The following is an 18,273-nucleotide window of genomic DNA, read 5'->3' as shown; positions in this document are numbered from 1 at the left end:
TGGCCTGATAGGCTTTTCAGGCAGCAATATCTTCTTCCGGGAAATACTCTTTCAGGAAGTTAGCGATCGCATCTGGCATGGATCGCTCCCAGTCTGCTTCCCGCTTTTCTGACTTGAGGCGGGAGACGAACTGGAAGCCTTCATATGTGATACGATAGTTTTTTGAGTCCGATAAGGTGATGTCTATGAAGCTTTGACTGTGCCCGGTCACGTCGTGATGACGGTAATTCGCGATACCCGAAGGCAAAATATTTGTCTTTTTCTTGTCATCCAGAATGATCTTTACAACGTATGTTCTTAAATCCGTATTGTATCCATTATACTGTTTTCTTTTTACAAGATAAATTTCTTGCTTCCCATGATCTTCCTTTTCTTTTCCAATAACGCATTCGCTACAATACTGAAATGTCTCTGGATACGTGATCATTAAGCGCCGCCACCCCGATGCGTTAGAGTACTTGATAAGGTCAAGGAGGGACTGGCGGGTGCCTCCCGCAATAGCAGCTACAAGCTCAGAAAATAACGGTGTTCTGGCGACTCTGAACCAGTTTTCATCACGCTCACGATAAGACGCGCCATTATGTTTTCCGAAACTATATTTGTCGCCTGCACAACGCCATGTGTAATCGGCAAGCGAGAGAAGTGCTCTTTGCAATAGGAACTCATCGGAGTTCAGGATGCTTTTATCCAGCAAAGCGCAGACTTTATCGGCATTTTCCTTGAATAGATCAGGATCGGGAATCTTTTCTCCCTCGGGGCAAGACATCTTAAGAATAAACCCGACCTTACCCATCAGATAAGGATGGCTTTCGTAACACGGGGAAGGATCTTCTGCCTGCCAGTCTCCATGCTGCAACAAGTCTTGCCACTTCAGGCTGTGCAACAGCTGGCATTTTAGTTTTTCTTCCTGCCATTGCTCCTGTGTAAAGCCCGGCATCGCCTCATCTGTGTTGGCCAAAAACGCGTACAGATCGGCAGCATGCGTTGCCAGCCTCCTGAGCGATCTGGCCAGCGGCAGAAAGACCTCAGTCGAGTCAATAATCTGGTTATGGATCAGGTTATCCGTCACGCGTTGCCAACGCAGGAATTGGTCTGAGGTCGGCTTCTTCAACTGATGGATAAGGCATACCAGCGCGTAAAATCTGCTCTCTGTCAGGTAATTGTTCTGCTCAAGCACAGCACGCAGGAGAGGACGAACGTGCTCATTGGCCACGCAATAATCAAGAACAATCTCAATCCGTTGCAGACTGTATGTGTCAAAGCTGAAAGGCATTTGCTGTGCACGATATGCTTTAGACTCTCTCAGGTTTTTTAAAAATAATTTATTTTTATCAGGGAGTTTTTCAAATGACCCTTCTGTGAGTTCACACTGACGGTAAAATGCCATAAGAAGAAAAAATCGAAGATAGAAACTATTGAATTTTTCTGTCTTATCGTGACTGAGAGGCTTGGTATTATCGTTACTGAGAGACCAGAACAGATCCGTCCATACGCCGTCTATTTTGCGTTCGAATTCATTATCACAAGAAAATTCCTTAAAATTTAACGAAAATGATGCCTTGAAATTTTCGAAATCCGAAAGGATTTTTCCGCGTCCATTCATCTTGATATAGAGTTCATCCGAAAGGGAAAATTCGTTCAGATTAAGAAACTGAAAGATGATACGCGGAGACTGGCTGTTAATCAGACGCGTATACAGAGAGCTCGTACTATCATGAAACACCTCGTGCATGGCATCGAGCATGGTGAGACAGCCCTGAACGGTGGGATCAAGCAACCATGAGGAAAAGAACCATTTTTGATCCTTAATCTTGTCTGACAGGCGTTCGTGACCGAGCGGAAGTTGAATACCCTTTGCCAGAGCCAGAGCATCAAAAAATTCTCTGGCGCTGGCGCGAGTTTTATAGGTGAATCGGCTATAACCATGACACAGGAAAGTTGCATGGAAAGCCTCTAGCTTTCCACACTTGAGCGCGAGATACCAGTGGAGAAGAAAAAGCGTTGTCAGCCTTTGCTGGCCATCCAGAACGGAAAAAACGGGAGGGGTTCCTGCCTCCATACTGCCATAAATGAAATCCAGATCAAGCGGCTGCCAAGGGTCCTCCGCACACAGGCTCTCTCGCAATGAGGCCAGAAACTGCTGACGAATTCCGCTTTCAGCCTCCCGGCCCTGCGCGTAGTCTCGTTGCAGAACGGGAATCTGGACGAGGCCGTCCTGCTTAAACAGATCTATGAAAGTCAGGGTTTTTCCAGCGTGCGTGCTCATGCTGCGGCTTCCTGCTCGTCAAAAAATTGCTGTAGGGCGTTAATGATCGCGTTTTGGTAACTCTCCATGTCGGTTACGTCCCACCGCTGCATATTGGTCACATTTTTTCTGTAATATTTTAGAAAAACATTTTTTGTACAGAGCGGAATAAATGTTGCTGATTTATCCAATGCAATAATGTCTTTTCTTTTGATAGGAAAAATAGCGTTTTGATAACTTCTGTTTGTTGCACTATCTAGAAGGGTGAGATTACCAATAGTATCGCCCCAATCTACGGACCGGGAGTCTGACCCATCCACGGAGCAACCGTAAAGATTTATGATCCTTTCAGCGAGCGTAGGAAATTCAGTCTTGAAATTTTCCGAATTTTTGAGCGTTTCCGCTTCCTGAATCAATGCCTGCCTATCGCGCTCCGCATTCTGATCAAGCAGAACAGAATCTTTTATGAAATCCAGAGTATTTTCGAGCCATGCGCTCTGCTTCTTCTTCTGATTTGGCAGAGTATCCGTGCGTGAGTGGATATGCTCCAGATCCCATTTCTGCTTTTTGTAATAATCAAACTGGAAACGGGCATTTGTTGCCCTGTTGAGCAGAAGACTTGTGATGTTAAAGAGAAGAAGAACGCGCACGACTTCCACGCGGTCTCCATAAGAGAGTTGCTTGATATATACCTCAATGCTCTTGTTTTGACGGATAACCTGCGCGCGAATCATCGCCTTGAGGTTTTTCTTGAAGTCTGATTTTGTAGCGCTTTGCTCCAATACGTTTTGAATATCAGATATTTTTTTACCTGAGGCGATCAGAAATCCAATCATATGGAAAAGATCGTGTTCCTGATACCATTCTTGCAGCGTCATAAACCAACGTTTGATCTTTTCCCAACAGGTCTGGAAAGGCTGAGGATCTTGCGTTGCTTCAAACCAGCTGGAGAAAGTCAGAAAAATGTAAGAGGGATCATCTACCGGGATAGCCGACTTATCATCCTTTAGGTCACGGGCGACCAAATTGAGAACAAATTCGATCCGATTGGCTTCCTGCTTCTCTCCGCAGAGGAAATACCAGAAATCATCCGCTTGCAGGACGCGTTCAATCTCATCCCATTCCTGCGCGATTTTAAGTTGCCGCAGGTAGCGTTCTTGCTTTTCAAAATTACTCCGCTTGAGCAAAAGAGCCTTGACCAGCTCTGCATTACTCAAAGGAATTTTGCCCATATTCAAGCGCGTAAAAATTTTGGTGACATCGGTTTCTTCATTAATCTGATACCAGATGATTTTAACGCACCCGCCGGCTCCGTCATGACCAAGCAGGGTGTGGAGAAATTCTGATTTGCAGATCTGGTCTTTTTTTTCAAACCAGGCCGCAATAGCTTTTTGGACCTCGTGCATATGGAAGAAATCTATATTTTCATGGCTCATCGCCACGTCCATATTTTCAAGGAATTTCTTACTAGCCGGACGTGTCTCATAGGAAATCGTGTAAGGGGTCTGACCCGGCGTCATCTGGTCTTTGAGATAATTCAGAAGGATATGGATTGTCGTCAGGCGCTGTTGCCCGTCGATGAGTTCCCACTCCTGATCGCGTTTTTTTACAACAACGGGCTGGAGGCAGTAAAAGGGTGTGCCGGACCCTGCCTTTTTCTGCCTCTGAAATTCGTAGATATCATCCAGCAGATCCTCTGCCTGCCGCTTCGTCCATCGGTATCCACGCTGGTAGAAGGGAATGAAAAAAGATTCTGTCAGTATTTCATCAATAGATTTTAGTACAATACTGTTCTGTTGCGACATGGGGACTTTCCTGAAGCGGCGGGTAATATCCGCCCCTCCCCCTCATACCATGCCATGAGGGAGAGCGGTATAGGACCGTCAGGTGCCTGATCAGCCCCCGCTGCGGGCCGCCATGGCGGCGGCGCGGGCGGCGGCTTTTTCTTCTTCGGTCCAGATTTTGCGTTCACGGACCTTCTGCGGCTTGATCTGTTTGACCGGGCCGCCACCGAGGACGGGGGCGCGTTTGGTGGAGGTGCGGGCCTCTTCCGAATGCCATGCGTGGTCTGTGTGGACCGTCAGGGTGCGGCCAATTTCACGCTCGACATCATGCAGCCAGGCGCGCTGCTCGGCATCGCACAGGGTAATGGCGTAACCACTGCGCCCTGCCCGGCCCGTGCGGCCAATGCGGTGGACATAGCTTTCCGGCAGGCTGGGCAGGTCATGATTGAAAACATGCGTGACGGTATCAACATCAATGCCGCGGGCCGCAATATCGGTTGCCACCAGAACCTGTGCGGTGCCGGCGCGGAAGGCGTCCAGAGCGCGTTCCCGCTGACCCTGTGACTTGTTGCCGTGCAGGGCTTCCGCCGTGATGCCGGCCTCGGTGATGAAGGCACAGACCTCGTTGGCGATATTCTTTTGCAGGGTGAAGACCACGGCCTGACCCATGCCGGGTGTACGCAGCAGTTCCAGCAGGGCCTCTTTCTTGTGGGCTGCGTCCATGAACATGACGGACTGCTCAATGCGGTCCACCGTGGTGGAGGGCGGCGCGATTTCGACATTGGCCGGATTTTGCAGCAGGCTTTCCGCCAGTGCTGCAATGGATTTCGGCATTGTTGCAGAGAGCAGAATGGTGTGGCGCTCTTTGGGCAGGGTGGCGACAATGCGTTCGATAGGTTTTGCAAAGCCCATATCGAGCATCTGGTCGGCTTCATCCAGCACCAGTGCTTCAAGCTGCGAGAGGTCACATTCGCCCTGCGTGACCAGATCCAGCAGGCGGCCGGGGGCGGCGACGATGACATCTACGCCGTTTTTCAACGCGTTGATCTGATGCATCGGGCTGACGCCACCGAAGATGGTGGTGACGGTGAACGGCAGGTGCCGCCCGAAATTTTCAAACCCATCGGCAATCTGAGACACCAGTTCCCGCGTGGGGGCCAGAACCAGCACACGCGCGCCACGCTGGGGGGCCGGACGCGGGTTTTGAGCCATGCGGTGCAGCAGAGGCAGCACGAAAGACGCGGTTTTACCGGTGCCGGTCTGCGCCATGCCGAGCAGATCCCGCCCTTCCAGCAGGAAGGGAATGGACTGGGCCTGAATGGGCGTGGGGGTAGTGTAGCCTGTCTCGGCCAGCGCATCCTGCAGGGGCTGCGCCAGGGGGAGATCGGCAAATGTGATGGATGGGGACATAGCAGGCAGCGCCTCCGGCGCTCAATAAGGCTGCGCCGGGTAGGGCATCGCGTGTTTGGAACGGGGGCTTTTTACGGGTGGGGAGAACGGGCGTCAACAGAGGGTATGGGTGGGATGCAGAATGATGTGGTGTTTATTTTGGTAATTTGCTAAATAGCGAATCATGAATGATGTGTTTAAAGCTCTTGCTGACCCGACCCGCCGCGCCATTCTGGAAATGCTGCGCGCACGGGAGATGACGGCTGGCGATATTGCAGACTGCTTTACCCTCGCCAAGCCGACCCTTTCCGGACATCTGGCCGTATTGCTTGCGGCGGACCTTGTGCATCGGGAACGGATTGGCACAACTTTAGTCTATCACCTTAAACTTTCGGTGTTGGAAGAGGCCTGGCTGCGGCTTGCTTCCACCATGCGCCTGGGAAAGAGTGACCCCTCATGCAGCACAGATACGGCCCCCGCCTCTCCTTCGCGCTGATTGCGGCAACGGCTGCCATTGGTCTGGTTATCCTCTGGCTTGCCCCGGCGGATGCGCTGGTGCCGGTCCATTTTTCCGGCCGGTGGGTGGCTGATCGGTTTGCGACGCCCCTGCATGGGATTTCGATATGGATCGGGTTGCTGAGCGGGCTGTGGCTTGTGTTTTTTGGCATTCAATACTGCTTTCGGTCCGATGCCGGTTTGCAGGCGTCTCTGCCGGTTTATGATCTGGCGTGGATTACGCTCACAGCCTCTCTTTGTGCTCTGGCTGTTGGGGCCATGGAGTATGCGGTGGGGATTAAAGTTGCTTTGGGGTCCCTCAACGCTGTGATGACCGGGATTTTCCTGCTGGTTGTTGGGAACTGTCTGGGGAAAATCCGGCCTAATAGTCTGGTGGGTATTCGCACCCCGTGGACAAAAGCCAATGCACGGGTTTGGGACCGCACGCATCGGGCCTGTGGACCGCTGTTTATTCTTGCAGGTGTCGGGTTGATTGCTGCCGGTTTTGGGATGCTGGGCCGACCGGTGGATCTGAAACTTATCAATTGTGTCATGCTGGGGATGCTTGCGTTTTGCTATGGTCTTTCATGGCTCTACTGGCGGCAGGAAAAGACGCGTGGGTGACCTGAAGAGGCGGGTTCTTCTGGTGGGTGCAGGTGGGGTTTTGATGGGTCCAACACAGGGGTTTGCGAACCCCGTGCAGTGGGAACTGTTTGACCCGCAGCATCAGTTTGCGTTGTCTGAGGGGGCACCCTGCCCGGATGGAGAAAAAGCGGTGGTGCTGCACTCTGCCACCGCCAGTCCGACGCAATATGCTGTGACGCAGACTGCGCTTTCAACAGATGCTTTGCAGAACAAGGTGTTGCGCCTGCGTGCGCAACTGAGCGTGCAGGATGTGCAGGCGGGCGCTGGTCTGTGGCTGACGCTGTATGACGGCACAAAGCAGATCGGGTTTAGAAATACGCAAAAGAACCTGGTGCGTGGGCAAAGTGTGACCGGTGTGCAGGAGATAACGATGTGGGTTCCGCCGCAGGCCTCGCGGGCTGTTTATGGTGTGCTGTTGCGTGGACCGGGGACCGTGCGTGCCTGCGGGGTGCATATGGGACCTGCCCAGCCCGCGCAGGGGGAGAATAACGGTCAGTCTGTTGCTGTGCAGACCATAACTTTTGCGATAAATGCCATCCGCACGCATGCGCTGCATGCGTCCCTGATTGACTGGGAAAGCCGCACGCCACCTCTGCTGGAACTGGCAGGAGCGGGCTCGGCTGAGGATCTTTATGCCGAGATAAGGCGTCTGCTTGCTGACCTGCATGACGGGCATAGTTTTGTGATGCCCCCCGCTACAGCACAAAGGTTGGAGGCGCAGCCTGAGCAGATGCCCGTCTTTACGAAAATCAGCTCTGATGTTGGAAAGATTTCTCTCCCTGCTTTGACGTCTCATTCTGCTAAGAGAATGCAAGATTTTTCCCGCACCGGGCAGCAGATTTTTGCGCAGGCTCCTGACATGCGCGGGTGGATTGTGGATCTGCGCCATGACAGAGGCGGCAATATGTGGCCAATGCTGCAAGCTTTGAGGCCGCTGCTCGGCAATGGGGATCTGGGCTTTTTTGAAGACCGAACGGGGAAACGCTCTGCCCCCTGGCGGGCTGTGGCGCAGGGTGTGGCTCCGCAGGACGGCGGACCGGATTTGTCCCGTGTGCCTGTAGCGGTTCTGATTGGCCCGCAAACCGCCAGCGCGGGGGAAGCAGTTGCCATTGCGCTGAAAGGGCGACCCAACACGCGCTTTTTTGGAACCGCGACGCATGGGCAGACCAGTGGGAACAAGAGCTTTGCCCTGCCCGATGGGGGGATACTGGCAGTGGCCGCAAAATTTGAACTGGACCGGACGGGCAAGCGGTATGAGGGACCGGTGCAGCCGGATGGGGTGGAAGCTGATCCTGACAAGGCTGAGCGGACGGCGGAAGCGTGGGTGCGGCAAGGTTTGTAAGGGAGCTAAACCGTTCCACCAAAGATTTTATTGATAATGAGTTGCAAGTGCATTAAGGAGGCAATCTGTTAGAGACCGTATTAAAAGTCTCTTGCTTTTTGCTGGGGATCAACCCTTTCCATGCAGCGCTTCGCTCGTTTTGTTGCCCTCACACACCCTGCTTTGCTGTTTTGTGCTGCGCAGGCCTTTGCTGCGCCAGCACCAGACACGCCCTCGCTGCAAAGCCCTGAGCCTGTGGAGGATAAGAAAGCGCAGCCTGCACGGCAGCCGTCTCGTGAGAAAAAGCCCGATAAAAAAGAGACTATTGATGTCTCGGCCTCACGGCATGGTTTGCTGGCACGGAGTGGATTTGCCGCGACCAAAACAGACACGCCGCTTGAGCAGACGCCTCAGAACATTACGGTCATTACGCAGGAACGAATGGCTATTCTGAATTCCCGCAGCGTTTCGGATGCTGTGCGGTATTCTGCGGGGGTATCCGATTATGGGTCCAAGGATGACCCCAGAGGGTATTTTGGAACGATCCGGGGCTTCTCACCCGACATTTATCTGGATGGCACACGCACGCCGGATGCGGCCTCGTCACAGTCGTTCAGCATTGAACCCTGGGGACTGGAGGAAATGGATGTTCTGCGCGGTGCAACATCCGCTCTGTATGGGTCCGGGCAGCTTGGCGGTATTATAAATGCCGTGAGCAAGCGCCCGAATGCAGGACAGAAAAACGAGCTCTCTTTTCAGACGGGAGCTTACAGCCGGGCTCAGGGAGCGGCTGATATCGGGGGAGCGCTCAATGCGTCAAAAACCCTGATGTGGCGCTTTAATGGGTTGATCCGAAAATCAGATACTTATGCGAAAAATATCAAAAATAATGAGATTTATGTCGCCCCGTCCCTGAGATGGAAGCCGGATGACAAGACGGATTTCACCATTCTTGCCAGTTTTGAACAACTGGATGCCGGGTCCACGGCGCAGTTCCTGCCCGCAGCCGGGACAGTAACAGCAACACGCTATGGCCGGATTGCCCGTAATTTTCTGTCAAGCGATGCAGATTACGACGTTTATTCCAAACGACAGGCCGCGATTGGTTATAGTTTTACACGAAAAATTCTTCCGAACTGGACCATAACCCAGAATATGCGCTACGCCCATCTGGATCTGGATTATCGGTTTGTGACAACGCAGGCGCTTTCCAGCGATCAGAGAACCATTACGCGACGCGCCCTGCTGCAATCAGCCAATTATAATAATGTGACGCTGGATACCCGGTCTGACCTCAAGCTGAAAACCGGGCCTGTTAAGCATGAACTTCTGGTTGGTGTTGATTTCCGCAGTGATTTTCTGGCGAACCGTCGCGGCCAGAACACAGCGCCCTCACTCGATCTTTATGCGCCGGTTTACCGCGCCATTACCTGGCCGACCTATGGCACAACGACCAACACGAACGAGACAGAAAGCCAGACCGGCATTTATGCGCAGGAGCAGGCTGACTGGAAGAACTTCCATTTAACCCTGTCCGGGCGCGGAGATTTTACCGAAAGCATGACGGTGGATAACCTGACGGCTCAGCACACACCGCAAAACAACAACGCGTTTACGGGCCGTGCTGGCCTGCTCTATTCCGCACCTTATGGTCTGTCACCCTATGTGTCCTATGCGACATCATTCCAGCCGCAGGTGGGCACAACGCGCCTGAATACGGCTTTCCTGCCGACAAAAGGGCGGCAGATTGAAGCGGGTCTGAAATATAAGCCATCCCAAAAAATGCCATGGGGTGACCATTTTATGCTGACAGCGGATTTTTTTGATCTTGTTGAGACCAACATTCTGACACCTGACCCTGTTGATTCAACCTATGATATTCAGGCCGGTGAACAACGGACCAGAGGGTTTGAGTTTGAAGGCATGGGACGCCTGCCGTGGAACATCAGTTTTATTGCGTCCTTTACCTATCAGGACCCGAAAATCACAAAATCCACAACCACCGCACAAATTGGCCAGCGTCCGGTGGCAGTACCCTCCCACATGGCGTCCGTTTTCCTGAAAAAGGATTTTCAGATTTGGCGTGATCTTGTGGCCGGCGTGGGAGGAGGCCTGCGCTATACAGGGAACACGGCGGGGGCGTTGCCTGAAACATTTTCTGTGCCCAGCCAGCTGGTGGGCGATGTGGTGGCTCATGTTGATTACAAACGGGCGTCAGTCCAGCTCAACGGCACAAACATTGCCAACAGCCGCTATGTTGCCATCTGCACGCGCAATGTTGCCTGTGCGTGGGCTCCCGGGCGCGCCATGTTTGTGACGCTGGCTTATCGCTGGTAGTGTGTGAGCCATGAAGCGTCTCGCACCAGCAAGCCGATTGTTCAGCCAGAAGCCACACCCCGGAATCTGGACTAAGCGGTTTCTGTGATTGTGACTACCGGTTCCCCCTTACAGTCGCTGCGTGTTTTCCGGCGGCTTTGCGTGAAGCAAAACGCAACTTAAATAAATTTAGAAAATATTTACTTATCAATCAGGTTTTTTATTTCGTGCTGATGATAAAGTTTTGTGACCTGCGGATGTTTGACACGGAACTGACTGCGGCGCTTTATAATCGGTTTCACTGTGTCCGCCTGCTCCATTTTGACAGCGGGGTCATAATACACGATGCCAGCGGAGAGTGCCTTCAGAAACAAAAGGAAATCTGTTTCCTCACATAAGAGAATACGGGCACCATACGCATATTCCGGCGGAGGATTACGAAAAAGGCTAGGGATATAGGCTGCCTGGGCATGTTTGCGATTCCAGTGCGCCATTATCCCACTAAAACTCCAGCTGGCAGCTATCTTATCGTTTCGGTCAAGGAGAAGTATCCCTCCCTGCATATCGGTGATTTTTGAACTCTCCTGATCATACCCTTCCAGAACCATTCGTAAGCCGGTCATATTATGGAAAGAACGATGACAGGTATAAATCCCCCCGAAATTAATCCGGTTTTCCTTACCCGACTGATCTGCATAGCCGTAGGCTCTGAGAAAATTTTCAGCACCTTTCTCTTTATAAATGCCGCCAGTTGGTTCCGGCGTCATCAGGGTGACAGGACTTTTTGCTGAAAATTTTTCAAAATCAGCAACACCATATTGCTTGACTTCCCATCCCATAAAGTCGGGCTCAGAGTAGCCGTTTGGAGTGATCCCCAGCTCAGCCTCAAGCGTGTAGCCACCGCCATTTCTGGCGGAATATGGCATTTTAACACCATCTGCGCTCAGCTTCTGAGAACTGATCCAGTTCCGCAGATAAAGCGCTTTTAAGTGAGCAAGAAGAATATTTTTCGTACTTGTTTGTTCAGCATTTTCATTTAGAGAAATTTCTAAGAAAACGCCGGTCTCTTCCCAGTTTCGGGCTCTGACTTCCTGCGCTAAGGTGCTTTCAGGTGGCACAACAAGACCCAGAACATCGCCATTGGCACAAATTCCAAAAAAGAGAACTCGTTTTTCCACAGCAGGAAAGCTCATAAGATCGGTCGGGCCCTTACTACACCCCTTTAAAAAACCCGAGATACGAACTTCCGGATACTTAGGGTAAAGAATCAGAGTGGCATCGGGAGCCTGATAGCGACCGCTCTCATCAACCCAGAAAAATCTGACAGGTGCCTTAGCCCGATCCCGCTTACTCCCTGCCCTGATATCTGAGTCATTATAAATATCGCCATGTGGAATAATATTAAGAGCTGAAAATCCTCCTCCAAGATAAACCTGATTTTTTGAATTATCATTTTTTGCAAGAGATTTTGCATAGAGGCGAACGGCACCCTGATGACGCATAAGCTGTTGTAGCTGTGCCAGAGACTCTATCATTCTGCTGACTTTCCCTGAACGGTAAGTGTCTGTTTATCAGAGTGTAACCATGATGACAGCGTCTGCACAATAACCGCAGGGTCAAGTCTGGCTTTTCCCTTAAGAGCACATTCCCATACAATAGCTGTACGCCAGCCATCTTTTTGCAGTTGCTCCAGGGCTCTGGCGTCATTTTCTACATTCCGTCCTATTTTTTTCTGCCAGAATTCAGGACGTGTGGCAGGCCATTTAAACAAATGGCAGGTATGATGGTGCCAGAAACAGCCATGCACAAAAATAACAGCATGAAAGCGCGGCAGAACCAGATCCGGCTTACCGGGAAGGTCCCGCCGGTGAAGCCTGAACCGAAAGCCTTCCGCATGCAGGGCTTTACGGATCATTAGCTCCGGGCGGGTATTCTTGCCCTGTATCGCCGCCATATTGCGGCTGCGCGTTGCCTTATCGTGAACGTCCATAGCGCTTTAGAAAAGGTCCGCCTGATAGGCCTTTTTCTTTCTGACAAAGGGGGCAGCATTCTGATCCATCAGAGCTGCAATATGGGGCTGCATAATCCGTGCGACTTCTGCAAAAACAGGGACAGCAACGGAATTTCCAAACTGTTTATAAGCCTGCGTGTCAGACACCGGGATACGGAAATCATCCGGGTAACCCATCAGACGCGCACATTCACGCGGGGTCAACCTGCGTGGATTTTTGTTTTTTCCACGCGATATAAGGATTTCAGATCCGTCTTTATAATAACGTGCTGACAAGGTGCGGGCAACATCCTCTCTCCCTACCAGTCCAAACCCAAACCCGTTCCCGGCAGCTTTATGTTTAGCGGCATAATTTTGGAGGTAGGTCCACAAGTGATCTGTCAGAACATATTTCGGGTTAACCTGCCCCTGACAGCCTTCCGTATAGGGCTCCTCGGGGTCTTCTGAACCATCTTCGGGATGCAGAATATTTTTCAGACGCACAGAACTTTTTTCCGGGAGGTTCAGATCATCCCACGAAAAAGGAACATCCTCCCTGAAACCCACAATTGCAATGCGTTCCCGATGTTGCGGGAGAAAATGCTGTGCATCAATAACACGGGACCAGACATGGTATCCGAGCTCTTCTGTCAGCGTTTTAAGAATAACCTCAAAAGTCCTTCCTTTATCATGACTTTTAAGATTTTTAACATTTTCCAGAAGAAAGGCTGCGGGACGTTTATCTTTGAGAATACGGGCGACATCGAAAAATAGTGTTCCCTGCGCTTCACAGGCAAAGCCGTGGCTTCGACCCAGGGAGTTTTTCTTGGAAACACCTGCAATAGAAAACGGCTGGCAGGGGAAACCAGCCACCAGAACATCGTGGTCGGGGATTTCAGACGTTTCAACCTGCGTGATGTCACCCGCTACCGGTCTGTTATCCCTGTAATTTGCCATATAAGTTTGCTGGGCGAATTTATTCCATTCTGAGGTGAACACACACTGGCCTCCAATGGTCTCAAACCCCCTGCGCAGACCACCGATCCCCGCAAACAGATCAATAAATGTGAAACGCTTTTGCGTGACGCCTGAACCCTGCTTGCCTGCAAGGTTGCGCAACATGCCTACGGCTGCAGAACGCGGTTCGCTCTCGCCATTTTCCCAGCGATAAACCTGCCGCTTACTGTAGCCGAGGACATCAGCAAGCTCTTCAACGGTCAGGCCTGTCTGGCCACGCAGCATGGAAAATTCGTTCTCAGACATAACGCCTCTGGGTCATTTTGTGACGTTATGTCACTCACGAACCCAGAATTCAAGCATAATGGCCCACATATGTTCTCCCTGGGAAGAAACCCGTTTGCGAAGCGTGGCCTGAGGCACAAGCGGAACACAACGACCAGCTTACCCAGCCAGACAAAGACAGGCCGTTTTTCAGAAATTTGCCGTGACGGAGAAGCGGGCGGAGCGGGGTTCGAGGGGGTGGTAGGTGGCGCCGGTTTCGACGGGGGATGTGGGGGTCATGCGGTAATCGTAGGCGTATTGGGAGGCGGAGGCGTGGGTGTTGGTCAGGTTGTAGATGCTGGCCTGCACCTGAAGGTATTTTGTGATGTGGTAGCCGACATCCATGTTCACTTCCTTATAGCCGTGGGAGCGCAGGGAGTTATCTTCGATTAAGGGGTAGGACCCGAGCCAGCGGAACTGCACTCCGCCGAAGAACCCGCTGGGGTGATCCGCCAGCAGGCCGAAGGAACCGATGAAGTTAGGGGCGTTGGCCACATAGCGCCCCGGCAGGCCATAGAGGCCGGGATTTCCGGTAAAATAGCGGGCGTGGGTGGAGGCAATATCTGCGTTGAGTTCCAGCCAGGGCAGCGGGTGATACTGGCCGGAGAGTTCAAACCCCTGCCTGCGGCTGGGAGCGCCGGCGTCGTTCACGCCTTCATCCGCGTCGTAGGTGAGTTCTGAACTGAAATCGATGCGGAAAAAGGCGGCCTGCAGGTTCAGTTTTGGGATGATGTTGGTACGGACGCCCAGTTCCTCACTGGTGGCGCGGGTCATGAAGGGGGTGGCGATGGCACCGTTGGCAATGCCATCAGTCGGCACGGTGCCGAGGACGGCGCGGATATCGTTAGAATGATAGCCCTGCCCGGCACTGATATAAAATTCCGTTTTATACCACGGGCCGAAAATCAGGCTGCCTTTGGGCTGAAAAAGCCACTGATGCACACGGCCCCTGTAACCGGAAACGAGGCTGTGATCTGAGCCGCCGTAATAATCGCCACGCAGGCCGACAACGGTACGCAGCCAGGGCAGCCAGTGGGTGATGTTCTGGCCGAACAGACCGACATTGCCTTGTGAGACGTTATCCGCATTACAGACATACTGGCCGGTGGGCACGCTGCTATCCGGGCAGTCGGGCAGGACTTTGCGCTGACGGGTGTGGCGACGGTCGATATAAATGCTGTCCCAGCGGCCTTGTACGCCAAAAATGGTGTCTGTAGCGCGGTGCAGGAAGGTGTCGTGCCGCTGGTATGCCGATGTGCCGCCAAAGGTGGTGCGGGTTTCGTCCTGCTGTTCCTGATCGCCATTGATGGGGTCGTTCAGATAATGGCTAAAATCGTTCCATAGAGTCAGGCGGCTATGCACGACGTAAAGCGATGTTTTGAGCTGCCAGTTATCGTTATGCAGAACATGATGCGCGGAAACGCTGAACCGTTCGGAATAGCCGCCGTCGCTTGGGTCCAGAGAGCCGTAACGGCTGATGAGGCCTTTCTGGTAGGCCTCCAGAGGCTGGTCGGTCGTGTTGTTCCATTGGCCTCGGTAATACAGGCCGGTCAGGTTGAATTTGGTGTGTTCTGTGGTGTGGGTGTAGCGCGCGGCGGATTTGATGCCCCGGAAGTTGTCCGGGTGCGCCCACGGGCCATTGAGGTGGTCGATTGAGAAAGCACCAAGCAGTTTATCGCCATTTTTGAAGTGCGCTGTATCGCCAATAAACGCATGTTCGTCGCCCAGTGTGCCGAGACTGCCAGAAGCCTGCCCGCGCAGGTCATCCGTTAAGCGGATATGGTCGGACCCGACGACGCCGAAATCCCCGACATCCGCGTAAAAGGGGCCTTTGGTGTAGTCGATGCCCTGTGCGAGTTCCGGCATGAGGAAATTGACATCTGTATAGCCCTGCCCGTGGGCGTGGGTGGGTTCATTAACCGGGATATCATCCACAAAACTGGCAAGGTCTGTGCCGTGGTCCAGATTGAAGCCGCGGAGAAGATACTGGTTGGCCTTGCCCTCGCCCGAATGCGCGGTGACGACCAGACCGGGGACAGATTCCAGCAACTGCCCCACTCGGTAAACCGGGCGCAGGCGGAGTTCCTTGGCGGTAATGCTGCCCTGACTGGCCGTGAGCGCGCGGCCAATGGGATCTGTATGTGAGGCGATGACCTGAAGATGCTCTTCCCCGTGGGCCTCGGTTGTTTTGTGGCCGATGAGTTTTTGGGGGGAATCTGCCGGCGTGATGGGAGGCGTGACCGGGGAGGCGCGGCGGGCTGCATCTTTGGATGGCGTAGGTTTTGCAGACGGTGCGGCGTGTGCGGTGGTGGTGAAGGCAGAGGCGCAGAGGAGCGCGACGATAAACGGAGAGCGTCCGCGCCGGACAGGACGCGGAGACACAACGTGACCCATAACTGTTCCCCGATATCCGGCTCACCCCGTCCGGCTATCATGACTGAGCGACGAAGGCAGGTCTCCTGGCTCACGGGGGTTGTCTGACGCGCCTTCCCAGCCGTTATGGGGCCAGTGGCGTGATGCATCAGCGCACCGTTTACAGTTGCGGGGGCAGCCGCTGCCTGAACCCCGGGCCTGTGCGCCCAGCCGGATCCTTCAGCGTTCCCTTTTCACTCGCTTGCGCGAGACCTTCGACAGCCGCAGAGGTAGGGGATGGGCTTTGGGTGGGTCAAGGGTATGGGTGCCTTGATTTCAAAAAAACATCACGTGCTGGCAGGCGCTGGCCGGTGTAGGAAGGAGGCGTGAAATCCTTCTGCTTGTGAGCAAGATGATGCCTCAGTCTTCCCGTCCCGGACCAGAAATTTCCTCTCCCTCCACCCAGCGGGAGACCGCGACGGAACGCTGGCTGGCCACGTTGCGCCAGAAAATAAAGGCGGATGGCACGCAGCCGCGTGTGCATTTTAGCCGCACGCCGGACCGGCCGCTGGACCATGAGGGCGTGATACGGGATTTTGAATAACCGTTCACATTGTGTGAGCGGAGGCAACGGCCTTTTATCCTGAGCGTTTCAGGCAGGTGATGGCATCCGGCGTTCCGGATGCAGCGTGCTTTCTGACGTGATGAGGACCCTGCCGTGATGACCCTGCCCCGCAAACCGGTTTTGAGTATGGCGCTGGCTGCTGGCCTGCTGGCGGCTGGTGCGTTCATCGCCCCGGCACAGGCCCAGCGTAGCATGCTGTTTTCTGGCACCCTGGCGCCGGAGCATGGCGCGCCTGCGCAGGTGCATGGGAATGTGGTGGCGCTCTATTACGCCGGGGCGCATGTGCTGCGCTATACCGTGACATGGGACGGGCTGAGTGGCCCGGTGACGATTGCGCATCTGCACGGCCCTGCCCTGCCCGGCAAGGATGGGCCGCCGGAAGTGACGGTGCACGGCCCGTATAAAAGCCCGCTGAGTGGCAGTGTGATGCTGAGCACGGAGACGGAGCGGGATTTGCTGGATGGGCGTATTTACCTGAACCTGCATACCCAGAAATATCCGAATGGTGAGGCGCGGGCGTGGTTGGGGAAGAGTGAATAGTCCTTGAGAAACACCCAAGGTTTACTACATCTGAATACCGAGTTTGGGGGCGAGCCAGACCATGCCCAGATAGAGCAGGATGGTGACGCCGCAGCCGGCGCCTAATGCCAGCCAGAAGGGCACGCCATGCCGCATGATCCACGGGATGAGCAGGAACATGGGCAGGGATGGCAGCACGTACCAGAACGTGGCCCCCACATGGGCTTCCATGCGGGCGGGGTCTTTGGTTTCCAGCCAGAGCCAGATCATTCCAAAGACGGAAATAAGGGGGAGAGAGGCCACCAGCGCGCCAAGGCCGGGGTAGCGGCGGGCGAGCGAGGAGACCAGAGCAATGGTCAGCCCGGAGAGAAGGGCCTTGAGCCAGAAAAACATCGTTCTTTCCGGTGCAGAACCCCTCCGCCTGCTGAAAAGCTGACGGAGGGGCTGGCAGATTTTAGAGGTGGGTGTCGCCCTGCCGGGGCTGAGCAGCTTGCCCCTGCGGCGGCATCTGGCCGGGCTGTGCGCCGTTCTGCGGGGCACCTTCGGACGTCAGTTTGCCGGGCTGGGTAGAATGTTCCACATCATACGCTGTGGCCTTCTGGGCGTAGGTGCCTTTTGCGCCGGGATGCTCCTGATCATACAGAGCAGCCTTCTGCCTGGCTTCCTTACGATAGACGTGGCGGCGATACATGCCGGTGACGCAGCCCCCCACGGCACCCAGAACGCCATGATTGGCGACATGGCCGCCGACAGCGCCCACAGCCCCGTATTTCAGGCAGCCGCCCGGTTCCGCCTGTGCGGCGGTAACTGTTGTGCCAGCCAGAGCGGCAAGAACGCTCAGAGTGATCAATCGACGCATCTCTATTTCCTTTCTTCTGCCAGATAATGAGGCAGATTTCCCTGTAAATGTATCGAAAGAGTGCTGCGGAGACAATGTGCGCCCGCTTGCGTCCCCTTTGCGCAGAAGAACAGGTCTTTCTTTGACGGTGCCCTTTTATTCAGCGGTGCGGCACCCCATATTTAAAAGATAACAAAATGAAAAAAATAAGGAGGCCGTTATGAGACGCCCCTTTGACACCAGTCGCGCAGGGTCTGGTTTCCTGCATGGGTCTCGCTTTTCCCGGGGTATTTTGAACCCCCGCTCCAAACGGGTTGAGCGCCCGGAGACTGAGGCTGCTGCACAGACGTCAGGCACCACGGCCTCAGGGAACGCCGGGGCGGCTCACACAGACACGCATGAACCGGACGGCGCATCCTCCGAAAAAACCGAGAAAAGCCCGGATGAAACCACCGACCAATGCTTTGCCTGAA

16 protein-coding genes and 1 riboswitch are annotated in these 18,273 nt (G+C 53.7%); of the genes, 7 read left to right on the top strand and 9 right to left on the bottom strand.

Going from position 1 to position 18,273, the window contains the following annotated elements; all coding sequences use genetic code 11:
• Nucleotides 1–16: 16 nt before the first annotated feature.
• From ACHQGU_RS03250 to ACHQGU_RS03240, 3 genes are all read right to left on the bottom strand, one after another.
• Nucleotides 17–2,266 (bottom strand): DUF262 domain-containing protein, encoded by a 2,250-nt coding sequence (locus tag ACHQGU_RS03250; RefSeq protein WP_395495859.1) that lies wholly within the window; start codon nt 2,264–2,266, stop codon nt 17–19.
• On the bottom strand, nt 2,263–4,050 hold the full coding sequence (locus ACHQGU_RS03245) for a DUF262 domain-containing protein (protein ID WP_395495858.1): 1,788 nt from the start codon (nt 4,048–4,050) through the stop codon (nt 2,263–2,265). The genes ACHQGU_RS03250 and ACHQGU_RS03245 overlap by 4 nt, the downstream gene beginning before the upstream one ends.
• A gap of 90 nt (nt 4,051–4,140) precedes the next feature.
• A complete protein-coding gene (locus ACHQGU_RS03240) occupies nt 4,141–5,439 on the bottom strand; it encodes a DEAD/DEAH box helicase (protein WP_395495857.1) in 1,299 nt (432 codons plus the stop codon).
• A 163-nt stretch (nt 5,440–5,602) separates the two neighbouring features.
• On the opposite strand from ACHQGU_RS03240, the gene ACHQGU_RS03235 reads away from it, so the two are divergent.
• The 4 genes from ACHQGU_RS03235 (at nt 5,603) to ACHQGU_RS03220 (ending at nt 10,216) form a co-directional block, all read left to right on the top strand.
• Nucleotides 5,603–5,914 carry a metalloregulator ArsR/SmtB family transcription factor gene (locus tag ACHQGU_RS03235; protein WP_062249583.1) on the top strand — a complete coding sequence of 104 codons (312 nt, stop codon included), beginning with the start codon at nt 5,603–5,605 and terminating at the stop codon, nt 5,912–5,914.
• A complete protein-coding gene (locus tag ACHQGU_RS03230) occupies nt 5,875–6,537 on the top strand; it encodes an SdpI family protein (protein WP_395495856.1) in 663 nt (220 codons plus the stop codon). Before ACHQGU_RS03235 ends, ACHQGU_RS03230 begins: the two co-directional genes overlap by 40 nt.
• 43 nt (nt 6,538–6,580) lie before the next feature.
• Entirely contained in the window at nt 6,581–7,900 is a 1,320-nt protein-coding gene (locus tag ACHQGU_RS03225; protein ID WP_395495855.1) for a S41 family peptidase, read from the top strand.
• A gap of 120 nt (nt 7,901–8,020) precedes the next feature.
• Entirely contained in the window at nt 8,021–10,216 is a 2,196-nt protein-coding gene (locus ACHQGU_RS03220) for a TonB-dependent siderophore receptor (RefSeq protein WP_395495854.1), read from the top strand.
• Nucleotides 10,217–10,395: 179 nt separating this feature from the next.
• Here ACHQGU_RS03220 and ACHQGU_RS03215 read toward each other — a convergent pair whose 3' ends face one another.
• The 4 genes from ACHQGU_RS03215 to ACHQGU_RS03200 form a co-directional block, all read right to left on the bottom strand.
• A complete protein-coding gene (locus tag ACHQGU_RS03215) occupies nt 10,396–11,730 on the bottom strand; it encodes an MvaI/BcnI family restriction endonuclease (protein ID WP_395495853.1) in 1,335 nt (444 codons plus the stop codon).
• Complete coding sequence (locus tag ACHQGU_RS03210) at nt 11,727–12,149, bottom strand: very short patch repair endonuclease (RefSeq protein ID WP_395496370.1); 423 nt, start codon at nt 12,147–12,149, stop codon at nt 11,727–11,729. The genes ACHQGU_RS03215 and ACHQGU_RS03210 overlap by 4 nt, the downstream gene beginning before the upstream one ends.
• Before the next feature lie 42 nt (nt 12,150–12,191).
• On the bottom strand, nt 12,192–13,448 hold the full coding sequence (gene dcm, locus ACHQGU_RS03205; RefSeq protein ID WP_062144243.1) for a DNA (cytosine-5-)-methyltransferase: 1,257 nt from the start codon (nt 13,446–13,448) through the stop codon (nt 12,192–12,194).
• A gap of 168 nt (nt 13,449–13,616) precedes the next feature.
• On the bottom strand, nt 13,617–15,848 hold the full coding sequence (locus tag ACHQGU_RS03200; protein ID WP_395495852.1) for a TonB-dependent receptor: 2,232 nt from the start codon (nt 15,846–15,848) through the stop codon (nt 13,617–13,619).
• A 49-nt stretch (nt 15,849–15,897) separates the two neighbouring features.
• A riboswitch (cobalamin riboswitch) is annotated at nt 15,898–16,110 on the bottom strand.
• Between the two features lie 120 nt (nt 16,111–16,230).
• On the opposite strand from ACHQGU_RS03200, the gene ACHQGU_RS03195 reads away from it, so the two are divergent.
• Nucleotides 16,231–16,422 carry a hypothetical protein gene (locus ACHQGU_RS03195; protein WP_395495851.1) on the top strand — a complete coding sequence of 64 codons (192 nt, stop codon included), beginning with the start codon at nt 16,231–16,233 and terminating at the stop codon, nt 16,420–16,422.
• A 117-nt stretch (nt 16,423–16,539) separates the two neighbouring features.
• Entirely contained in the window at nt 16,540–16,983 is a 444-nt protein-coding gene (locus ACHQGU_RS03190; RefSeq protein ID WP_062144252.1) for a CHRD domain-containing protein, read from the top strand.
• A 24-nt stretch (nt 16,984–17,007) separates the two neighbouring features.
• Here ACHQGU_RS03190 and ACHQGU_RS03185 read toward each other — a convergent pair whose 3' ends face one another.
• Together ACHQGU_RS03185 and ACHQGU_RS03180 are read right to left on the bottom strand one after the other, a co-directional pair.
• Nucleotides 17,008–17,355 (bottom strand): DUF3147 family protein, encoded by a 348-nt coding sequence (locus ACHQGU_RS03185; RefSeq protein WP_395495850.1) that lies wholly within the window; start codon nt 17,353–17,355, stop codon nt 17,008–17,010.
• A 61-nt stretch (nt 17,356–17,416) separates the two neighbouring features.
• Nucleotides 17,417–17,821, bottom strand: a complete 405-nt coding sequence (locus tag ACHQGU_RS03180) for a hypothetical protein (RefSeq protein WP_395495849.1) — start codon at nt 17,819–17,821, stop codon at nt 17,417–17,419.
• A gap of 199 nt (nt 17,822–18,020) precedes the next feature.
• Here ACHQGU_RS03180 and ACHQGU_RS03175 point away from each other — a divergent pair, with 199 nt between their 5' ends.
• A complete protein-coding gene (locus ACHQGU_RS03175) occupies nt 18,021–18,272 on the top strand; it encodes a hypothetical protein (RefSeq protein ID WP_395495848.1) in 252 nt (83 codons plus the stop codon).
• Nucleotide 18,273: the final 1 nt, after the last annotated feature.

It is taken from the genome of Acetobacter sp. KSO5 (assembly GCF_044094635.1).
Classification (GTDB): Bacteria; Pseudomonadota; Alphaproteobacteria; order Acetobacterales; family Acetobacteraceae; genus Acetobacter; species Acetobacter cerevisiae.
This window is presented reverse-complemented; position numbering and strand designations above follow the sequence as displayed.

Excerpts from the sequence above, each read along its gene's own strand:
- ACHQGU_RS03190 (WP_062144252.1), top strand. The coding sequence starts at position 16,540 with ATGACCCTGCCCCGCAAACCGGTTTTGAGTATGGCGCTGGCTGCTGGC.
- ACHQGU_RS03245 (WP_395495858.1), bottom strand. The coding sequence starts at position 4,050 with ATGTCGCAACAGAACAGTATTGTACTAAAATCTATTGATGAAATACTG.
- ACHQGU_RS03235 (WP_062249583.1), top strand. The coding sequence starts at position 5,603 with ATGAATGATGTGTTTAAAGCTCTTGCTGACCCGACCCGCCGCGCCATT.
- ACHQGU_RS03175 (WP_395495848.1), top strand. The coding sequence starts at position 18,021 with ATGAGACGCCCCTTTGACACCAGTCGCGCAGGGTCTGGTTTCCTGCAT.
- ACHQGU_RS03220 (WP_395495854.1), top strand. The coding sequence starts at position 8,021 with ATGCAGCGCTTCGCTCGTTTTGTTGCCCTCACACACCCTGCTTTGCTG.
- ACHQGU_RS03225 (WP_395495855.1), top strand. The coding sequence starts at position 6,581 with ATGGGTCCAACACAGGGGTTTGCGAACCCCGTGCAGTGGGAACTGTTT.
- dcm (WP_062144243.1), bottom strand. The coding sequence starts at position 13,448 with ATGTCTGAGAACGAATTTTCCATGCTGCGTGGCCAGACAGGCCTGACC.
- ACHQGU_RS03240 (WP_395495857.1), bottom strand. The coding sequence starts at position 5,439 with ATGTCCCCATCCATCACATTTGCCGATCTCCCCCTGGCGCAGCCCCTG.
- ACHQGU_RS03210 (WP_395496370.1), bottom strand. The coding sequence starts at position 12,149 with ATGGCGGCGATACAGGGCAAGAATACCCGCCCGGAGCTAATGATCCGT.
- ACHQGU_RS03250 (WP_395495859.1), bottom strand. The coding sequence starts at position 2,266 with ATGAGCACGCACGCTGGAAAAACCCTGACTTTCATAGATCTGTTTAAG.
- ACHQGU_RS03215 (WP_395495853.1), bottom strand. The coding sequence starts at position 11,730 with ATGATAGAGTCTCTGGCACAGCTACAACAGCTTATGCGTCATCAGGGT.
- ACHQGU_RS03180 (WP_395495849.1), bottom strand. The coding sequence starts at position 17,821 with ATGCGTCGATTGATCACTCTGAGCGTTCTTGCCGCTCTGGCTGGCACA.
- ACHQGU_RS03230 (WP_395495856.1), top strand. The coding sequence starts at position 5,875 with ATGCAGCACAGATACGGCCCCCGCCTCTCCTTCGCGCTGATTGCGGCA.
- ACHQGU_RS03185 (WP_395495850.1), bottom strand. The coding sequence starts at position 17,355 with ATGTTTTTCTGGCTCAAGGCCCTTCTCTCCGGGCTGACCATTGCTCTG.
- ACHQGU_RS03195 (WP_395495851.1), top strand. The coding sequence starts at position 16,231 with ATGATGCCTCAGTCTTCCCGTCCCGGACCAGAAATTTCCTCTCCCTCC.